The organism is Gottfriedia endophytica (assembly GCF_017814275.1).
Lineage (GTDB): Bacteria > Bacillota > Bacilli > Bacillales > Bacillaceae_G > Gottfriedia > Gottfriedia endophytica.
Map to the genome: position 1 here is coordinate 111,703 of NZ_JAGIYQ010000010.1, position 19,245 is coordinate 130,947.

Annotated in this window: 18 protein-coding genes; 14 read left to right on the forward strand and 4 right to left on the reverse strand. The window is 34.6% G+C overall.

Translation table 11 applies throughout. The annotated features are described in order from the left end of the window. Nucleotides 1-215 precede the first annotated feature (215 nt). Nucleotides 216-857, forward strand: a complete 642-nt coding sequence (trmB, locus tag J5Y03_RS14505) for a tRNA (guanosine(46)-N7)-methyltransferase TrmB (protein ID WP_209406708.1) — start codon at nt 216-218, stop codon at nt 855-857. Between the two features lie 365 nt (nt 858-1,222). Then, complete coding sequence (locus J5Y03_RS14510) at nt 1,223-2,059, forward strand: YtnP family quorum-quenching lactonase (RefSeq protein ID WP_209406709.1); 837 nt, start codon at nt 1,223-1,225, stop codon at nt 2,057-2,059. A gap of 10 nt (nt 2,060-2,069) precedes the next feature. Here J5Y03_RS14510 and J5Y03_RS14515 read toward each other — a convergent pair whose 3' ends face one another. Then, nucleotides 2,070-2,378, reverse strand: coding sequence for a hypothetical protein (locus J5Y03_RS14515; RefSeq protein WP_209406710.1), 309 nt, complete (start codon nt 2,376-2,378; stop codon nt 2,070-2,072). A gap of 175 nt (nt 2,379-2,553) precedes the next feature. Here J5Y03_RS14515 and J5Y03_RS14520 point away from each other — a divergent pair, with 175 nt between their 5' ends. The 9 genes from J5Y03_RS14520 (at nt 2,554) to murC (ending at nt 13,459) form a co-directional block, all read left to right on the forward strand. Then, the gene (locus J5Y03_RS14520) at nt 2,554-3,624 is read left to right on the forward strand and encodes a M42 family metallopeptidase (protein ID WP_209406711.1); all 1,071 of its coding nucleotides are present in this window, start codon (nt 2,554-2,556) and stop codon (nt 3,622-3,624) included. A 130-nt stretch (nt 3,625-3,754) separates the two neighbouring features. Further along, entirely contained in the window at nt 3,755-4,264 is a 510-nt protein-coding gene (locus tag J5Y03_RS14525) for a DUF84 family protein (protein WP_209406712.1), read from the forward strand. Nucleotides 4,265-4,578: 314 nt separating this feature from the next. Then, the gene (locus J5Y03_RS14530) at nt 4,579-4,896 is read left to right on the forward strand and encodes a thioredoxin family protein (RefSeq protein WP_209406713.1); all 318 of its coding nucleotides are present in this window, start codon (nt 4,579-4,581) and stop codon (nt 4,894-4,896) included. Nucleotides 4,897-4,926: 30 nt separating this feature from the next. Next, a complete protein-coding gene (locus J5Y03_RS14535) occupies nt 4,927-5,718 on the forward strand; it encodes a DUF1444 family protein (RefSeq protein ID WP_209406738.1) in 792 nt (263 codons plus the stop codon). 14 nt (nt 5,719-5,732) lie between these two features. Further along, nucleotides 5,733-6,338 carry a YtpR family tRNA-binding protein gene (ytpR, locus tag J5Y03_RS14540; RefSeq protein ID WP_209406714.1) on the forward strand — a complete coding sequence of 202 codons (606 nt, stop codon included), beginning with the start codon at nt 5,733-5,735 and terminating at the stop codon, nt 6,336-6,338. A gap of 329 nt (nt 6,339-6,667) precedes the next feature. After that, complete coding sequence (locus tag J5Y03_RS14545; protein ID WP_209406715.1) at nt 6,668-7,636, forward strand: aldo/keto reductase; 969 nt, start codon at nt 6,668-6,670, stop codon at nt 7,634-7,636. A gap of 205 nt (nt 7,637-7,841) precedes the next feature. Then, nucleotides 7,842-10,733: a DNA translocase FtsK gene (locus tag J5Y03_RS14550; protein ID WP_209406716.1), complete on the forward strand. Its 2,892-nt coding sequence runs from the start codon at nt 7,842-7,844 to the stop codon at nt 10,731-10,733. Between the two features lie 64 nt (nt 10,734-10,797). Beyond that, nucleotides 10,798-11,913: a nicotinate phosphoribosyltransferase gene (locus J5Y03_RS14555; protein WP_209406717.1), complete on the forward strand. Its 1,116-nt coding sequence runs from the start codon at nt 10,798-10,800 to the stop codon at nt 11,911-11,913. A 253-nt stretch (nt 11,914-12,166) separates the two neighbouring features. Further along, nucleotides 12,167-13,459, forward strand: coding sequence for a UDP-N-acetylmuramate--L-alanine ligase (gene murC, locus J5Y03_RS14560; RefSeq protein ID WP_209406718.1), 1,293 nt, complete (start codon nt 12,167-12,169; stop codon nt 13,457-13,459). Nucleotides 13,460-14,022: 563 nt separating this feature from the next. Here murC and J5Y03_RS14565 read toward each other — a convergent pair. Further along, complete coding sequence (locus J5Y03_RS14565) at nt 14,023-15,138, reverse strand: aminopeptidase (RefSeq protein WP_209406719.1); 1,116 nt, start codon at nt 15,136-15,138, stop codon at nt 14,023-14,025. Nucleotides 15,139-15,332: 194 nt separating this feature from the next. Here J5Y03_RS14565 and J5Y03_RS14570 point away from each other — a divergent pair, with 194 nt between their 5' ends. From J5Y03_RS14570 to ccpA, 3 genes are all read left to right on the forward strand, one after another. Further along, nucleotides 15,333-15,830, forward strand: a complete 498-nt coding sequence (locus J5Y03_RS14570; RefSeq protein ID WP_209406720.1) for a DUF948 domain-containing protein — start codon at nt 15,333-15,335, stop codon at nt 15,828-15,830. Further along, nucleotides 15,796-16,125, forward strand: a complete 330-nt coding sequence (ytxJ, locus tag J5Y03_RS14575) for a bacillithiol system redox-active protein YtxJ (RefSeq protein WP_209406721.1) — start codon at nt 15,796-15,798, stop codon at nt 16,123-16,125. Before J5Y03_RS14570 ends, ytxJ begins: the two co-directional genes overlap by 35 nt. Before the next feature lie 243 nt (nt 16,126-16,368). Next, entirely contained in the window at nt 16,369-17,367 is a 999-nt protein-coding gene (ccpA, locus tag J5Y03_RS14580; RefSeq protein WP_209406722.1) for a catabolite control protein A, read from the forward strand. A 55-nt stretch (nt 17,368-17,422) separates the two neighbouring features. On the opposite strand, the gene J5Y03_RS14585 is transcribed toward ccpA, so the two are convergent. Both J5Y03_RS14585 and J5Y03_RS14590 read right to left on the reverse strand, forming a co-directional pair. After that, nucleotides 17,423-18,592: an acetoin utilization protein AcuC gene (locus tag J5Y03_RS14585; protein WP_209406723.1), complete on the reverse strand. Its 1,170-nt coding sequence runs from the start codon at nt 18,590-18,592 to the stop codon at nt 17,423-17,425. Beyond that, on the reverse strand, nt 18,592-19,233 hold the full coding sequence (locus J5Y03_RS14590) for an acetoin utilization AcuB family protein (RefSeq protein WP_209406724.1): 642 nt from the start codon (nt 19,231-19,233) through the stop codon (nt 18,592-18,594). The genes J5Y03_RS14585 and J5Y03_RS14590 overlap by 1 nt, the downstream gene beginning before the upstream one ends. Nucleotides 19,234-19,245: the final 12 nt, after the last annotated feature.

The window sequence follows — 19,245 nt, forward strand, 5'->3', positions numbered from 1 at the left end:
TGAGCTGAGCCTCCTCGGCAAGCCTGCGGAGTCTCAGCCGTCCGGCTATTCCCACAGGAGTCTCGCACCTTCCGTTGTAATCAACTACTGTCTTTATAGTTACAAAACTCAAAAGCAACAATCTTTTAGAAAAGAGCCTTATTTAAAGAGAGATAAAGTGAAACTTCCATCAGTAGGGAGTTTCATCTGTAATTATTTTTAGGGGGAGTGGAAATATGCGTTTAAGACATAAACCAGGTGCAGCAGATCAGATTAGACAATATCCGCAGTACGTAATTTTAAATCCACAAGATAGTAAAGGGAAATGGCAATCAGTTTTTGAAAAAGAACAGCCAATTCACATTGAAGTTGGTACTGGGCGCGGAAGATTTATTGTGGAAATGGCAAAAGCAAATCCACATATAAATTATATCGGGATTGAAAAATATACGAGCGTAATTTCTGATGCTTTAGATAAATTAATCGAAGCAGAGGTTCCAAATTTAAAATTATTAAATGTGGATGCTCAAAAGTTAACCGATTTTTTTGAGGATGGCGAAATCGATCGCGTTTATTTAAATTTCTCAGATCCATGGCCTAAGGTTCGCCATGAAAAACGCCGATTAACGCATAAAACATTTTTATCAATGTACCAACAAATTATGAATAAAGATGGAGAAATTCATTTTAAAACGGATAATCAAGAGCTATTTGAATTTTCAATAATGAGTATTGCTAATTATGGAATGACAATTCATTTCTTAAGCCTTGATCTTCATAACAGTGAGTTTGAAGGAAATATCATGACTGAATATGAAGAGAAATTCTCATCTAAAGGAAATCGAATTTATCGAATAGAAGCAGCATATCGTAAGTAAATAATAAACTGTCATAGCAGGATTTAGTTAAATCTTGTTGTGACAGTTTTTTTAGTTTAAGCTCTGTCTAAAAGATTGTTGTTTTTTAAAGATTTTGTTTCGATTTTCGTAAACTTTGTTGCTATTTTAGAATGCGATAAGTTGATTGGAGCGAAAGAAATACTCGCTTTCCTTGGGGCGGGCGGTGAGCCTCCTCGTTGCTATCGCTCCTGTGGGGTCTCACCTGTCCCGCTGCTCTCACAGGAGTCTCGCACCTTCCACTCCAATCTACTTCTTTATCAATCCTTTTAAATTAATGGATTTTTATAAAAATTCACAAAAATGATATAATCAAATAAAGTAGAAATGGAAAGGGGATATAGCATATGAGTAAAATGAAGATAGGTTCATGTAAAATTCAATGGATGGATGGTGGAAACACATCATTAGATGGTGGAGCAATGTTTGGGGTTGTTCCTAAGACACTTTGGGCTAAAAAGTATCCCTGTAACGATATTAATCAAATACCTCTTAGAACAGATCCACTTCTAATTCAAACAAATGGACTTAATATCATAATTGATAGCGGAATTGGTGATGGGAAATTAAATGAAAAGCAAAAACGAAATTTTGGAGTAACTGAGGAAACGAATTTAAAACATAGCCTTGAAAAGCAAGGTTTAACAAGTGAAGATATTCATATCGTCATTATGACACATCTTCATTTTGATCATGCTTCTGGTTTAACTAAAAGAGATGGGGAGAATTATTTTTCGTGTTTTCCAAACGCAAAAATAATTGTATCTAACATCGAATGGGATGAAATGAGAAATCCAAATATTCGTTCTCGAAATACATACTGGAAAGAAAATTGGGAAGCTATTCAAGAACAAGTTGTTACATTTGAGAAAGAAATGATTATAACGGATGAAATAAAAGTTGTTCATACTGGTGGACATAGTGATGGACATAGTATTGTCGTCATTGAAAGTGGAGAAGAATTATTATTACATATGGGAGATTTAATGCCAACTCATGCACATATGTCACCTTTATGGGTAATGGCATATGACGACTATCCAATGGCATCAATTTATGCAAAAGAAAAGTGGGTAAATGAAGGTCTGAAACGTAACGCATGGTTTACGTTTTATCATGACAATGAAGTACGTGCCATAAAATGGAACGAGGATGGAACCATTCTTGATTCCATCCATCGTTAATAGTACTATGTTAAATTTCGTGTGTGGTAATTAGTTCACCATTTTCAGCATTTAACATGAAGGTAAAATTCTTTTGTTCACCATTATCATCAATTGTAAAACCGCCTTCGTAAATGTCACCTTCATGAACACTTGTTGAAGTCCATTTTGGTTCAGAATTAATCCATGTACCAGTTACATTTCCATAAGAACGGAAAAAAGGTTTTACGGTTTTTAATGCTTTTTCAGGTTGAACATATTGAGAGGATAGTTTGCGCTTTAATAAAACACCACCAGCAATTCCTAACCCAATACCGACTAATAAACGTTTGTATTTCAAAATTGTCTCACCCCGTATGTATAAAAATTTAAACTTTTGTTAACAAAAAGCAAAAACTGTTAATGAATAAAATTTTTTTCTAATGGTATTATATGCTAGATTTAGATAAAATAAAAAGGGAAGAATCCATTTTTTAATAATATTTTATGTGATACATAGAGAGGAAGCGGATTTAATGGATCAAGATACATTACAGTTGTTTAAATTTTTAACTGAACTTCAAGGTGCTTCAGGTTTTGAACATGAAGTACGTCATTTTATGAGAAAAGAGCTTCAGAAATATACAAATGAAATTGTACAAGATCGTTTAGGCAGTATTTTTGGTGTAAAACGTGGTAATGAAGGAGATCCAACAGTAATGGTTGCCGGCCATATGGATGAAGTTGGATTTATGGTTACTCAAATCACTGATAATGGAATGCTTCGTTTTCAGCCGCTAGGAGGATGGTGGAATCAAGTTCTTTTAGCACAACGTGTACAAGTAATGACTGATAATGGTCCGGTGATTGGAGTAATTGGTTCAATCCCACCTCATTTATTAAGTGATGAGCTTCGAGCTAAACCAATGGATATTAAAAATATGCTGATTGATATTGGCGCTGATAATAAAGAAAATGCGATTGAAATTGGCGTTCGCCCAGGTCAACAAATCGTTCCAGTTTGTCCATTTACACCAATGGCAAATGAAAAGAAAATTTTAGCAAAAGCTTGGGATAACCGATATGGTTGTGGTTTAGCAATCGAGTTACTTAAAGAAGTACAAAATGAAACTCTTCCAAACACATTATATTCTGGTGCAACTGTACAAGAAGAAGTTGGATTAAGAGGCGCAAAAACAGCAGCAAATATGATTCAGCCTGATATTTTTTATGCATTAGATGCAAGTCCGGCAAATGATATGTCAGGTGCTAAAAATGAATTTGGTCAGTTAGGAAAAGGCGTTTTACTTAGAATCTTAGACCGAACAATGGTAACTCATAAAGGGTTGCGTGAATTCGTATTAGATACTGCAGAAAGCAACAATATTCCTTATCAATATTTTGTTTCTCAAGGCGGTACAGATGCAGGAAGTGTTCACGTTTCAAATGATGGAGTTCCTTCAACTGTAATTGGTATTTGTTCACGATACATTCATACGGCTGCTTCAATTATTCATGTAGATGACTACTTAGCAGCAAAAGAATTATTAGTGAAACTTGTGAAATCCACTGACAAAACGACTATTGATACAATACGTAATTACTAATCATAACAAGAAGAGGAGCTGAAAAAAGGCTTCTCTTCTTTTTGGAATCAATTATAGAATTTACTCACATTTTTGGTGAAAATAGAATGTATATAGAAAAGGTAAGAAAAATTTGTAAGGAGAATAATTGATGAAAATTGCAATTGGATCTTTAAATCCAACGAAAGTACAAGCAGTTGAAAAAGTATTTTTTGATTGTACAGTATTGCCTGTTTCAGTTCCATCTGATGTATCGAATCAACCATTAACAGATGATGAAACAATGAGAGGTGCGATTAACAGAGCACGACATTCACGTATCGAAAGTAAGGCTGATATTGGTATAGGATTAGAAGGTGGAGTCATTATAAGTGGTGATAAACTACTTTTATGTAACTGGGGTGCTTTAGTCTATGATGGTGGAGTACTAGTTGCAAGTGGAGCCAAAATTCTCTTACCAAGTGAATTCATTCCGGCACTTCAGGATGGTAGAGAATTAGCTGAACTAATGGAAAGTTATACAAAGAAAAAAGATATTCGTAGTAAAGAAGGAGCAATCGGTATTTTTACAAATGGTCGAATTACGAGACAACAAATGTTCGAGCATGTCTGTGAACTGTTATTAGGTCAGCTAGAGTACTTAAAGAATAATAACTGCTAAAGACTAATTAATCCATGGGCTAAGGTTTCCTTAAAACAACCATTGATTACGAAGTTGATTGGAGCGGAAGGTGCGAGACTCCTGTGGGAGCAGCGGGACAGGTGAGACCCCGCAGGAGCGATAGCGACGAGGAGGCTCACCGCCCGCCCCACGGAAAGCGAGCGTCCTGGAATGGAAATCAACTTATCGCATTCTAAAATAGCAACAAAGTATACGAAAAAATCCTTCTTTTAAAAGTAAGACAGTTTTTTTGCAAATTAATCGAAATACGTTAGAATAAAATCAAATAGAACATTTCAGAGAGGGAGATTAAAATGGAAAAAATTACGTCAATTGAACAATTTGAACAAGTGAAACAAGGAGAAAATATTGTATTTGAATTTACGGCTAATTGGTGCCCAGATTGCCGATTCTTATATATGTTTTTCTCAGAAGTTATTGAAGAAAATAAAGACTTCACATTTTATAAAGTAGATCGTGATGAGTTTATCGATTTATGTGGTGAATTAGATATTTATGGAATTCCTAGTTTTGTCGCTTTTAACAAAGGGGAAGAAATTGGCCGTTATGTAAATAAGGATCGTAAAACGAAGGAGCAAGTTGAAGAATTCCTTGAAGGATTAAGAAGATAAGGTAGAGAGGTAATCGTTTTGACAAAAAAAATGACAACACTTGATATGAAAAAGTTGTTTGAGGAACGTTTATCAGATGGACGTTGGAACTTTTCATATGATCGTAAAAATGAAGAGCTACGAATAGAAGGTATAGATAGTAAAAAAGGGATGAGTGTTTCATTAAATGGTGCGGTAGCGAAATATGAACAGGAGAAAGAACAAGCTGTAGATGAACTTGTTTATTACGTAAAAGAAGCACTTGAAGCAATGCATCGCGAAACAACTTTTCAGCCTGAGCAAGTTCTTCCAGTTATACGTGCAACATCTTTTCCAACAGAGCGTGAAGAAAATAATCCATTTGTTACAAGTGAGCATACAGCTGAAACAAGGATTTATTATGCAATCGATTCAGAAAAAACATATCAACTAATCGATGAAACATTGTTAAAAAAGATCGGTTATACAAAAGAACATCTTCATGACTTATCATTACAAAATTCAAAAAAATTACCTGTCAATTTCAAACAAGATACTGTTGCAGATAACATTTTTTACTTTGTGCGTAATAATGATGGATATGATGCAAGTCGGATTTTAAATGAGCAATTATTAAATCAATTTAAATCTACAGTAAAAGGTGAAATGCTAGTAAGTGTTCCTCACGGGGATGTATTAATCATTGCTGACATTCGTAATGACATAGGGTATGATATAATAGCGCAAATGAATATGAGCTTTTTCGCGAGCGGAAAAGTGCCAATTACGTCGCTATCATTTTCATACGAGGATGGTAAGTTGACTCCTATTTTTATTTTAGGTAAAAACAAACCGAACAAGTAGAAAGGAAGAATAGAGTGAATATTTTTTACAACCGTGAAGGTATTGGTGATACATTATTAATTACCTTAAAGCAAATTCCAACAGAAGATCGTCAAGTTGAGCGTAAAGGCAACGTAGCACGAATTTTCTCAAGTAATACAAATGAAACAGTTGCATTTAATATTTTTGAAGCGTCTACCTATTTTGATATTCAGGAGCAAGGTGTTGTAACGTTATCTGAAGAACTAGTAAATTCAGTGAATGATGTGATTGCAAAGGCCGAGTATTCAGATCAATTAGAATTAGACCTATCTCCTAAATTTGTTATTGGATATGTTGCTGAAAAAGAAAAACATCCAAATGCAGATAAACTAAACGTATGTCAAGTTGATGTAGGTGGCCAAACTCTTCAAATCGTTTGTGGTGCACCGAATGTTGATAAAGGACAAAAAGTAGTTGTAGCTAAAGTTGGCGCAGTTATGCCATCAGGTCTACTGATTAAGGATGCACAGCTACGTGGAGTTGATTCTTTCGGTATGATTTGTTCAGCAAGAGAACTTGACTTACCAAATGCTCCACAAGAAAAAGGTATTCTAGTGCTGGATGCCGATGCAGAAATAGGTTCAGCATTTTTTAAATAATAAAGATTGGAAAACAACGAAATGCTTTTAGCAAATCGTTGTTTTTTTCGATTGATTCTGTTAAACAACATTATCTGGAATTTTTATAGGAAATTGTTGATCATGAAGTTGATTGGAGCATCATGGAGCGGAAATCAACTTATCGCATTCCTAAATAGCAACAAAGTATACGAAAACACTAAAAAGGTATAAAAGTGTATTTTAAAGAAGAATCGAAGTAACAATATCACTCATAAAATTGCAAAATTTTTAATAACCACCAACCTTTTTACAAGTAGAAAAAAGTGTCATGTGTTAGACAATATGCTACATAGAAGGAGAAAAATGGGATGGAAAAACGTAATTTAGGTGAATTAGAGGTTTCAGCATTAGGCCTAGGTTGTATGGGAATGTCTGAATTTTACGGGAAAATAGATGAAAAGGAAGCAGCTAATACTCTTCATACAGCAATAGATAATGGAATTAACTTTTTAGATACTGCAAATGTATATGGAAATGGACATAATGAAGAATTCATCGGAAAAGTATTAAAAGATCGAAGAAATGAATTTATGATTGCTACGAAATTTGGTTTTGTCCGTGATCCTGAAAAAGGAGTAGGGATTAGTGCTAAGCCAGATGATGTCCGATCTGAAGTAGAAAAAAGTTTACGACGCTTACGAATGAATACTATTGATCTTTATTACTTACATCGCGTTGATCCAACTATACCAATTGAAGAAACTGTTGGTGTGATGTCCGATCTTGTAAGAGAAGGGAAAGTTCGCTATCTTGGTTTATCTGAAGTATCTGCAAGTACCTTAAAACGCGCAATTAAAGTTCATCCAATCTCAGCGCTTCAAACTGAATACTCTTTATGGAGCAGAGATCTTGAATCGATTATACCTGTTGCACGGGTATTAGGTGTGGGAATTGTTCCATATAGTCCACTTGGAAGAGGATTTTTATCTGGAAAAGTAAAAAGTATCGATGATTTAGCTCCAGATGATTATAGACGTCATCTTCCACGTTTCCAAGGAGAGAATTTTAAACGAAATGTTGATTTAGTGAACAAACTTGAAGAAATTGCGAAAGAAAAAGGTGTAAAAGCATCCCAACTAGCACTTGCATGGTTACTGCAACAAGGGGATGATATCATTCCAATCCCTGGTACAAAGCATGTAAATTATTTATTGGAAAACATTGAAGCACTCAACATTACACTTTCAGGGGATGAATTATTACAAATTGATAAAGTCTCAAGTCAAATTTTAGGAAATCGTTATGGTGAATTATCAATGAAGTATACAAATATGTAAGAGAATAGGTGATTCGACTGAAATATTATCAGTTGAATCTTTTTTTGCTTCAAATCATTGCTAAAATAGCAACAAAGTTTACGAAAATAACTTTTTTTACAAAATGCTACGATATTCTACAGGAAATATAATGAAATTGTATTTTTTGTCATTATTTCTCATGGTAAAATGAAAGGTACGAGACTACATAGAGAGAGTGAGAAAGATGAAGAGTTGGTTTAAACGTTATTTTGGTACAAAGGAAACTGATGAGACCAATGATAATAATCGGTTTGGATCAAATGAATTCTATGAAGAAACTCCAATTCAAAGGGAGTACCAAGAAAACATAGAAAAACCAAAACCTAAGTTTCGATTTCCAATTGAATTGGATGATGAAATAGATCAAACAAATGGAAATCATCCGACTGAAGAAATTAAAGATCAATCTGTTGAACCACAAAACCAATGGAAAAAAAGTACGATTCAATCTAATTATAACCAACAAAACAATCAACCGTATTTTCATCAATCTTCACGAATAACTAGAAAGCAGTTTAATGAAGTTGAGGCAGTGAAGGAAGAAAAAGAAGAAAAGGAAGAAAAGGTTGATGTTATTTTTAAACCAAAAAGAAGAACTCCATTTAAGCCAAGTGAATATATTTCTCCGATATATGGTTACAATCGTCCACCTGTAAATAAGGAGAATAGTGTAGAGAGACAATCTCACTCACATCAAGAAACAAATGTAGAAGAGTCAAAACGAAGTGAAACACCATCGAATTTATTACAAAATTATTTTGACGAACCTTTAATAAGTATAGTAGATGAAAAAAATCATGACTTACAATCCGACTTTGAAACAAATGAAAGTGTAGAAATAGAAAAACATGATTATAAAGAGAGCCTAGTGGCTGAAGAATTCGATAAAGTAGAAGCTGAAGTAATTGATCAAATAGAGACTGAAGAAACCGTTGAAACTCAGCCTGAAACAAATGATTTTATAAATGAAATAAAAGTGGATAATGAACAAGAACTGAGCATGGAAATTGAAAATACAGAAACTTATTTTGAACATAAAATTGAAGATAATGCTCCTACTGCGTTAATAAACGAGGAAATTGAAGAAACAATTGAACCGTCTAATTTGACTGAGTCTAAAAACGAAGATGAAAATGAAGAGCAAATTCAAAAACAAGAGACAGCAGAAGAAATCGTTTCAGAAGAACAATCAAACGATCCTATTCTAAAGCCACTACGTGAAAAGAAAAGACATGTCCCATTTAATGTAATGATGCTTCGTAGTGACTTTGAGGCTGTACGTCGTGCTGAACAAAATAAATCAAAAGAAATACCGAGTTCTAATCAAAATGAAGGTCAAAATGTCGAAGAGGTTATTCCTCAATCTGAATCTAATGTGGGCCAACTACAGTCAGAAAAAGAGATTAATCCTATTCAAGAAGTAAGAGTAGATGAGGTTTTTCAAGAAGATATTGCAACTTCAGTTGTTCATTCAGCGGAGGAGATAAGCGATATTCAAGAAGTACTTGTAAATGAAGTTGTTCAAAGAGAAGACATAAAAGCTTCAGTTATTCAACCAGCCGAAGAGATAAGTGCTATTCAAGAACCAAACGAAGAAACTTTATCTATTGAAATTACTGAAGTCTCCGAAGAAAATGAAGATGTCATTATCGAACCTTCTACTATTCCATATGAATTACCATCAATTGATTTATTAACTCAGCCTCCATATGAAGAAGAAACAGATGGTGATTGGATTGAAGAGCAAAAGGAACTTTTACAAGAAACGCTACACAATTTTAATGTTGGGGCAAATGTTATTGCAGCAACTCAAGGACCGACTGTAACTCGTTTTGAAGTTCAACCAGAGCCAGGAGTAAAGGTTAACAAGATTACAAACTTACAAGATGATATTAAGTTAAGCCTTGCAGCTAGAGATATTCGTATTGAAGCACCTATCCCAGGAAGAAGTGCTATAGGTATCGAGGTACCAAATCGTGAGAGTAAACCAGTTTATTTAAGCGAATTAGTTAATAATGAAAAGTTTATCGAAAATGACTCACCTTTAACTGTTGCATTAGGACTTGATATTGGTGGAGAACCGATATATGCTGATATTTCAAAAATGCCACATGGATTAATTGCTGGTGCTACTGGATCCGGTAAAAGTGTTTGTATTAATTCAATTTTAGTTAGCATTTTATATAAAGCACATCCGCATGAAGTAAAGTTAATTTTAATTGACCCTAAAATGGTGGAGTTAGCACCATATAATCATATTCCTCATTTAATTTCACCAGTGATTACTGATGCTCGTGCTGCAACAGCGGCATTAAAATGGGCATGTGATGAAATGGAAAGACGATATGATTTATTCGCTCATGCAGGAGCACGTGATATAAAAAGGTTCAACGCACTTGCGAGAAATCAAGGAGCATATGCTGATGAACTGCCTTATTTAGTCATTGTTATTGATGAGCTTGCAGACTTAATGATGGTTTCACCAGGTGATGTTGAAACATATATTTGTCGTATTGCTCAAAAGGCACGTGCATGTGGAATTCATTTATTAGTAGCTACACAACGTCCTTCTGTTGATGTTGTTACTGGAATTATTAAATCGAATATACCGACTCGTATTGCATTTACAGTTTCATCTCAAGTAGATTCTCGTACGATTATTGATATCGGAGGAGCTGAAAAATTACTTGGTCGTGGTGATATGTTATTCTTAGATAATGGGAAATCTCAACCAATTCGTTTGCAGGGTGTTTTTGTATCAGATGAAGAAATTGAGAATGTTGTTGAACTAGTAAAAGATCAACAAAAACCAAATTATTTATTTAATCAAGAAGAGCTTGTTGCGAAAGCAGACGCTCAAGATGTAGATGATGATTTATTCGATGAGGCTGTACAATTTGTTATTGAGCAGAATGGTGCATCTGTCTCTATGCTACAAAGACGATTCCGTATCGGATATAATCGTGCTGCAAGATTAGTGGATTTAATGTATGATCATGGTATTGTGTCAGGTCAAAATGGAAGTAAACCACGTGATGTGTTAATCTCAATTGAAGACTTTCAAACCATGAACTAGGGATTGGTATAAAGATTTTAACTCATACTAGAAATAAATATGCACATTTAGCAGGAGAAGATACATGGAAAAAGAATTAGACTTAAAATTACAAGGGAAAATTAGTCGATTAACGAATCATACATTTAAATTCGACGAGCGCATTCGGGAGGGTTGGTTCTCGGCAGTATATTTTTTAAAAACCCGAGAAATAATTCAGAAATTAAAACCTGAAACTGAAGTCAAAATGCAGTTTTTCCAACGTGAAAATGCAGTACTGTGTGGGACAGATGAAGCAATTGCATTACTACAAACCTTCGCTGAAAATCCACAAGACCTAGAAGTTTATTCATTGAAAGATGGAGATAAAATAACGCCATTTGAAACAGTTTTGACTGTAAAAGGAAAATATGCGGATTTTGGTTATTTAGAAGGTATAATTGATGGGATTTTGGCACGACGTACATCAGTAGCAACTAATGTTTATAACGTGAAGCATGCAGCAAAATCAGCAGGCATTACAAAACCAATCATTTTTATGGGTGATCGTGACGATCATTATACTACTCAAGCTGGAGATGGGTATGCTGCATTTATGGGTGGTTCGACAGCGCAAGCAACTCATGCAATGAATGAATGGTGGGGGAATGAAGGAATGGGGACTATGCCTCATGCACTCATCCAAATGTTTAACGGTGACTTAGTAGAAGCTGGTCGAGCATACCAAGAAGTTTTCCCGAATGAGGATCTAATTATATTAGTTGATTATAATAATGACGTTATTTCTGATGCACTTAAAGTAGCAAGGGAATTTGGACGAAAATTAAAAGCCATCCGTGTGGATACTTCTCGAACAATGATTGATCAATATTTCATTAGAAATCCTGAATTATTGGGCACATTTGATCCACGTGGTGCAAACCCACCTTTAATCTTTGCTTTGCGAAAAGCTCTAGACGAGGAAGGGTTCGGGCATGTTCAAATTGTAGTCAGTGGAGGATTTACAGTAGACCGTATTTTAGAATTTGAAAAAAAAGGCGTACCGGTTGATTTATATGGAGTCGGTGGAAGTCTTTTAAAAGTAAGTATCGGGTTTACTGGTGATAATGTTGAACTTAATGGCATTCCACAAGCTAAAGCTGGTAGAAAACTAAGACAGAATCCACGTTTAGAAAGAGTGGAAATGAGTCCATCTAAGTAAGCTTATGCAACTATGCATACAAGATTTTTCCATTTTGTAATATTTCAAAATAATAGTAGAAAATTTATATAAATGGTATAATATTTTTTGGAATTTAAAATGAAATTAACAATAAATAAAAAAAGAATTTGACATTCGGCGGATTTAATGAGCATCTAAGAAAATTCTTTGATGCCATTTCTTTTATTAGCACATATACTGTCTAACATATAAGCCGTTGTATTAGTGATCGATTCTTGGAGGTTCTTTTAATATGACAGTTTACCATTTTGTAGGGATAAAGGGTACAGGTATGAGTGCTCTTGCACAAATACTTCATGATACAGGACATGAGGTTCAAGGTTCTGATGTTGAAAAGCACTTTTTCACTGAAAATGAATTATTGAAACGCGGTATTACAATTTTACCGTTTAACAAAGAGAATATTAAAGAAGGGCAACTTGTAATTGCTGGTAATGCTTTTCCAGATACACATGAGGAGATTGCTTATGCAGCTGAAAAAGATGTACCTACTGAACGTTATCATAAATTTTTAGGACATTTTATGAGTAATTATACAAGTGTAGCGGTTACTGGAGCGCACGGTAAAACGTCTACTACTGGTTTGTTGGCTCATGTATTATCAGGTGCAAAACCAACATCATATTTAATTGGAGACGGTACTGGAAAAGGTGAACCGGACAGCGAATATTTTGTATTTGAAGCTTGTGAATATCGTCGTCACTTTTTATCATATCATCCAGATTATTGCATTATGACAAATATTGATTTTGACCATCCAGACTATTATAAGAGTGTGGATGATGTGTTTGATGCATTTCAGCAAATGGCACAACAAGTTAATAAAGGTATCATAGCATGTGGAGACGACGAGCATTTACAAAGAATCTATGCAAAAGTCCCGGTAATGTATTACGGTATTAACGAAGACAACGATTTTCAAGCACGTAATATTGAAAAACATACAAAAGGAACAACTTTTGATGTGTTTGTAAGAAACACTCACTATGGAACTTTTGATATCACTGGATATGGTGATCATAGTGTGTTAAATGCGTTAGCTGTTATTGCACTTTGTCATTACGAAAACATTGATGTAGAAGTGATTAAAGCAAGACTTTTAACATATGGTGGAGTAAAACGCCGCTTTAGTGAAAAATCGTTTGGTGAACAAATCTTAATTGATGATTATGCTCATCATCCAACTGAAATTCAAGCAACGATACAAGCAGCTCGTCAAAAACATCCTGATCGTGAAATTGTTGCAGTGTTCCAACCACATACGTTCTCACGTACAAGTCGTTTCTTAGATGAGTTTGCTGAAACATTAAGCAAAGCTGACAAAGTTTATTTATGTGATATTTTCGGTTCAGCCCGTGAAGACAAAGGGACATTAACGATTGATGACCTTGCTACTAAAATTAGTGGAGCTGACGTTTTAAAAGAAGATAATTTATCTTTATTAAAAATGCATCAAAATGGTGTACTAATTTTTATGGGTGCTGGGGATATTCAAAAATATCAAGCAGCTTATGAAAAGTTGTAATAAAAACCTTTGAAGGTACTGCAAAAGCGGATGGATTTAGGCTATTAGCCAAGGTCCATCTGCTTTTTATTTTTTTGGCTCTAAACTATTTTTTAAAGGGCTATTTTCGTATATATTGTTGTTATTTCAGTATGTGTAGATTGGAACGTAGGGATGCTCGCTTTCCTTGGGGCGTGAGCTGAGCCTCCTCATCGCATACGCTCCTGCGGGGTCTCAGCCTTCCCACATCTCCCACAGGAGCCTGGGCACCCTTCCGTTCCAATCAACTTGTGTCTTTTAAATTACAAAAATCTAAAAATAACATTCTTTAAAAAAGAGTTTTTTTAATTACCTATTTTTGTGAACTTTGTTGATTGCAGCCTAGGGATGCTCGCTTTCTATCGCTCCTATGGGTCTCACCTGCCTCACTGTTCCTACAGGAGTCTCGTACATTCCACTCCATTCAACTTAACAATCAACAATGCGTTTTAACAATATCTTTTTTGGAATAGCAATTTTAACAATACCCAAATTAAAAACACCTACCTAGACTTAGTCTAAGTAGGTGTTTGAGTATACTAATCTTATTTAAGATTTTCAGGGTTTAATGCTTCAAGCTCTTCAATAACGAAACGACCATCTTTACGAATTAAAACGTCGTCGAAGTAGATCTCTCCGCCACCGTATTCAGGACGTTGAATACATACCATATCCCAATGGATATTTGAGCTATTACCGTTCCAAGCTTCTTCATATGCTTGTCCAGGAGTAAAGTGGAAGCTTCCATCGATTTTTTCATCAAATAGAATATCGCCCATTGGATAAAGAATGTAAGGGTTTACACCGATTGCGAATTCTCCTATGAAACGTGCACCTTCGTCAGTATCAAATATTTTATTGATGCGCTCTGTATCGTTTGCAGTAGCTTCAATAATTTTACCGTCTTTAAACTTAAGTTGTACATTTTCAAATGTAAAACCATTGTTTGGAGATGGTGTATTGTATGAAAGTGTACCGTTAACTGAATCGCGTACAGGCGCAGTGTATACTTCACCATCTGGAATATTCATTTCACCAGCACATTTAACTGCAGGAATATCTTTAATTGAGAATGTTAAATCAGTTCCAGGACCTTTAATATGTACTTTATCAGTGCGATTCATTAGCGCCTCAAGTGCATCCATTGCTTTGTCCATTTTGCTGTAATCTAAGTTACATACATTGAAGTAGAAGTCTTCAAATGCTTCAGTGCTCATTTTTGCAGCTTGAGCCATTGACTCAGTTGGGTAACGTAAAACAACCCATTTAGTTTTTGGAACACGAATTTCGCGATGAACTTTTTTACCTACTGTATTACCTTGGATTTTCATGTTTTCAGATGGTACATCAGATAATTCATTAATGTTTACACCAGAGCGTAAGCCGATGTAAGCATCCATATCTTTCATCACATTTGCTTCATAATCCGCAATCATGTTGTAATGTTCTTCTGTTGCACCCATTAATAATGCACGATCTACTTTGTGGTCTTTGATCGATACGAAAGGATAAGCGCCAACAGCGTAAGCTTCTTTCACTAAAGCAGTAACTAATTCTGTTTCTAATTTGAAGTTTTCAATTAGAACCTTTTCACCTTTTTTAAGTTTTAAAGAATAATTAATTAGATTTTTAGCTAATTTTTCAATACGTGGATCTTTCATTTAATTCCCTCCATTTCAAATGTACACAACCATATTGTAAACTATTTTTTAGGAAAAGTTTACAAAATCGCATTTCTTTTTCCGAAATCATTTGAAAACTTCCTAACACTGTTTTAATATCTCGTATTGTTTGTAGTATAATACAAATATAACCAAAATTTAGTAAGTTGTTATTGATTAAAGGAGTGCTCAAAATGAGTTTAATGTCGATTAGTGTGTTCATTATAGCAATTGCTTTTGTTGCATTGGTAGTATTCTTAAGTAGAACTCTATTTTCTTTAGAAAAGGTATTTAAAGAAATAGAAGGAACATTATCAGAGGCTCAAAAAGATTTACAAAGCGTTTCATTAGAAGCAACAGAATTTTTACATACTTCTAATCAATTAGCAGAGGAAGCAAAAATACTGATTAGAAATACAAATGACTTAACAGAAGAGATGAGAGAAAGAGCGAAATCATTAGATGTTCTTGCGGAGTCAGTAGAGGGTATAGGGGAAACAATTAATGATTTAAATGAAAAAGTACGTGGGACTGCATTATCAGTCACAGATACTGTAAAAACTAGTACAGAAAAGTTTGCGCAAGCACTTAAGTGGGGGACAACTGCTGCAGACTTATGGGATAAAATCAAATCAATGCGTGGAGGGAAAAAGGATCATGGTAAAACACGTTACAACGACCCAACAATTTGATGAATTACTTCAGTCAAATGATCCGTTTGTATTTTTAAAGCACAGTACGACATGTCCAATCAGTGCTGCTGCCTATTCGGAATTTCTTGCTTTTGCTTCATCATTTGAAGATATTCCATGTTATTTTTTACATGTCCAAGATGAAAGACCACTTTCAAATTATATAGCTGAACAAATAGGTGTGAGACATGAATCACCTCAGTTATTTATTTTTAAAGGTGGAAAACCTATTTATCATACTTCACATTTTTCAATTAAAAAAGATGCAATCAAGGAAGCACTTGAAACGAAATAGCCTCAATATGGGGCTATTTTTTATGGCTCTGTCTTTATTTTAGTATGATTTCAGCAAATACTATTATTCAACATTATACTTAAATGTGAATTTGAATATTTTTTCACATGTACTATTGTCGCAAAGAACATTTAGCTTTAATATAAAAGGAAGAAATATTGAAGTATTTTGTATTTGATTGATTATTTATTATACTATGAAACAAACTACAAAATAGATATTAAAATTAAAGGAGTGGCGAATATGACAGTAACGATTTATGACGTTGCACGTGAGGCGAATGTTTCCATGGCTACTGTGTCTCGAGTAGTTAATGGTAATCCAAATGTTAAACCTACTACACGTAAAAAAGTAAATGAAGCGATTAGCCGCTTAGGATATAGACCGAATGCAGTTGCTAGAGGACTTGCAAGTAAAAAAACTACAACAGTAGGAGTAATTATTCCGGATATCTCTAATAGCTTCTATGCAGAACTTGCTCGTGGTATTGAAGACATTGCAACAATGTATAAATACAATATTATTTTAAGTAATTCAGATCAAAATCTTGAAAAAGAACTATCGCTAATTAATAATATGTTAGCAAAACAAGTGGATGGGATCCTTTTTATGGGAGGAACAATCACGGACGTACATAAAGAAGAGTACGAAAAAGCTGGAGTACCAATGGTCCTAGCTGCTACATACGATGAAGCAAGATCAATTCCTTCAGTTAACATTGATTACGAACAAGCTGCTTATGATGCTGTAACCTATTTAATTGAGAAAGGTCACAAACAGATCGGACTTGTTAGCGGACCATTAGAAGATGATGTGATTTGTCAAAGTAAACTACGTGGATATAAAAGAGCATTAGAAGAAAAAAATCTTCCTTTTGATGAAAATTATGTTACAACCGGTGATCAAACATATGAGTCTGGGATAGAAGCATATGAGGCTTTTCAAGAGAAAAACCTTTCACCTACTGCAATCTTTGTTGAAAATGATGAGATGGCAATTGGCGTTATTCACAGTGCTCAAGACAATGGCGTTATGGTTCCAAATAATTTAGAAGTTATTGGATTTGATAATACGAAATTAGCAACAATGGTACGCCCAAAATTAACAACTGTAGTTCAACCTATGTATGATATGGGTGCCGTGGCTATGCGCTTATTAACAAAATATATGAATAAGGAAAATGTTGAGGATCATACAGTTATCCTTCCACATCATCTTCAAATTCGTCAATCTACAAAATAAAAAAGAAGTTGTCTCGAAATGGATTATTCGACGACAACTTCTTTTCTTTATGTATTTAAATAAATGGTCGTTTTACTTGATTAAACAAAGGTTCTAGTGCGCGGTGAACAACTTGAGAGTTATATTCTTCAATTTCTGGTTTTCTAGGAATAGGAGTAACAATGGATGGATCATCACTCCATGTAATAGGAAGTGTAACAGGTGCTTTTGATTGCCATTTTTCTAGCCACTCATTTGGTATGTTGTCATCCTCTGGTAATTGTCCCGTCATCATAAGCCAGACGTATGACCATGCCCTAGGTACAACTCTCCATTGATCATAGCCTCCTCCCGTAACAGCAATCCATTTTCCACCGCAAAATTCCTGTGCAAGATTATGTGCAAGTTTTGGGATTTCTTGAAAGGTTTTCATAGTGGTGCATAAGTGTGTTAAAGGGTCATAAAAATGAGCGTCAGCACCGTTTTGTGTAAGAATCACATCAGGTTGAAAATAATTCGCTATTTCTCTTATGGTTTTCGAATAAACAGCTAAAAAAGAATCATCTTCCGTAAACGCATCAATGGGTACATTAAATGAATAACCATAACCATTTCCTTGGCCACGTTCATGAACAGCTCCTGTTCCTGGAAATAGGTATCGACCTGTTTCATGAATGGACAATGTACATACATTCGGATCATCATAAAAAGCCCACTGCACTCCGTCACCATGATGTGCATCCGTATCAATGTATAAGACCTTTAAATTATATTTTTTACGGATGTACTTGATTGCTACTGCGCAATCATTGTAAATACAAAAACCAGATGCCTTTCGTGAAAAGCCATGGTGTAAACCACCACCGATATTAAATGCGTGATTACTTTTCCCTTCGAGCACTAGATCAACAGCGGTTAATGTACCTCCAACTAAAAGTGCACTGGCTTCATGCATATTTTGAAAAATAGGTGTATCCTCGGTTCCTAATCCGAATTGCTCAGCGATTATTGGACTACCATTATCTTGACTAGCTTTTTTGACAGCCTGTATATAGTCCTCATCATGAAAAAGAGCTAATTCTTCATCAGAAGCCATACGTGGCTTAACTATGTCATTTTCTTTTAATAGTTTACTAGAGACTAATAAATCATACGTTAGCTTCGATCTAATTGGATTAAAAGGATGTTGTTCATGAAATTTATAGTTCAAATAATCAGGTGAATAGATTAAATACGCATCTTTCATTAGTTAACACCCATTTCATTTGGGTAAAGTACGTTGAATCCAGCTTCTTTTATTTCAGAAATAAGTTGTAATGGATTCATTGTTTGAATTCTGAAAACAAGTACTTTATGTTGTTCATCACTCGCTGGATAGACAAGTACACTGACAATATTAATATTTCGACTACTAAAAATCGAAACGACTTCATTTAAAATACCAGGCTGATTTTTTACGAGTATTTCAAGCTGTGAACTTGGTTGATAAGCTCCTGTTAATGTCACAAGTGTATGTAGAACATCAATTTCTGTAACTATACCAACTAATTTTCCAAATGAGATCACAGGAATACACCCAATTTTATAATGATAAAAATAAGTGGCGATCTCTTCTACAAAGTCTAATGGAGTACAGGTTATGACATTTGTACTCATAATTTTTTCAATGGGTTGATTTAATACATTAGATTGGGATGTTTGACTAAGAACAGAAGGAAGAGCATCGCGAACATCACGATCTGAAATAATCCCAATCAATTCATTTTGTTCATTAACAATAGGGATATGACGAAAATCTCCGTTTCTAAACAAACTGACTGCTTCAGCGATCGTATTTTCTTTTGTTAATGTTGTTACTTGCTTCCGCATGATTTCTTGAATAATCAAAGCTTTCCCCTC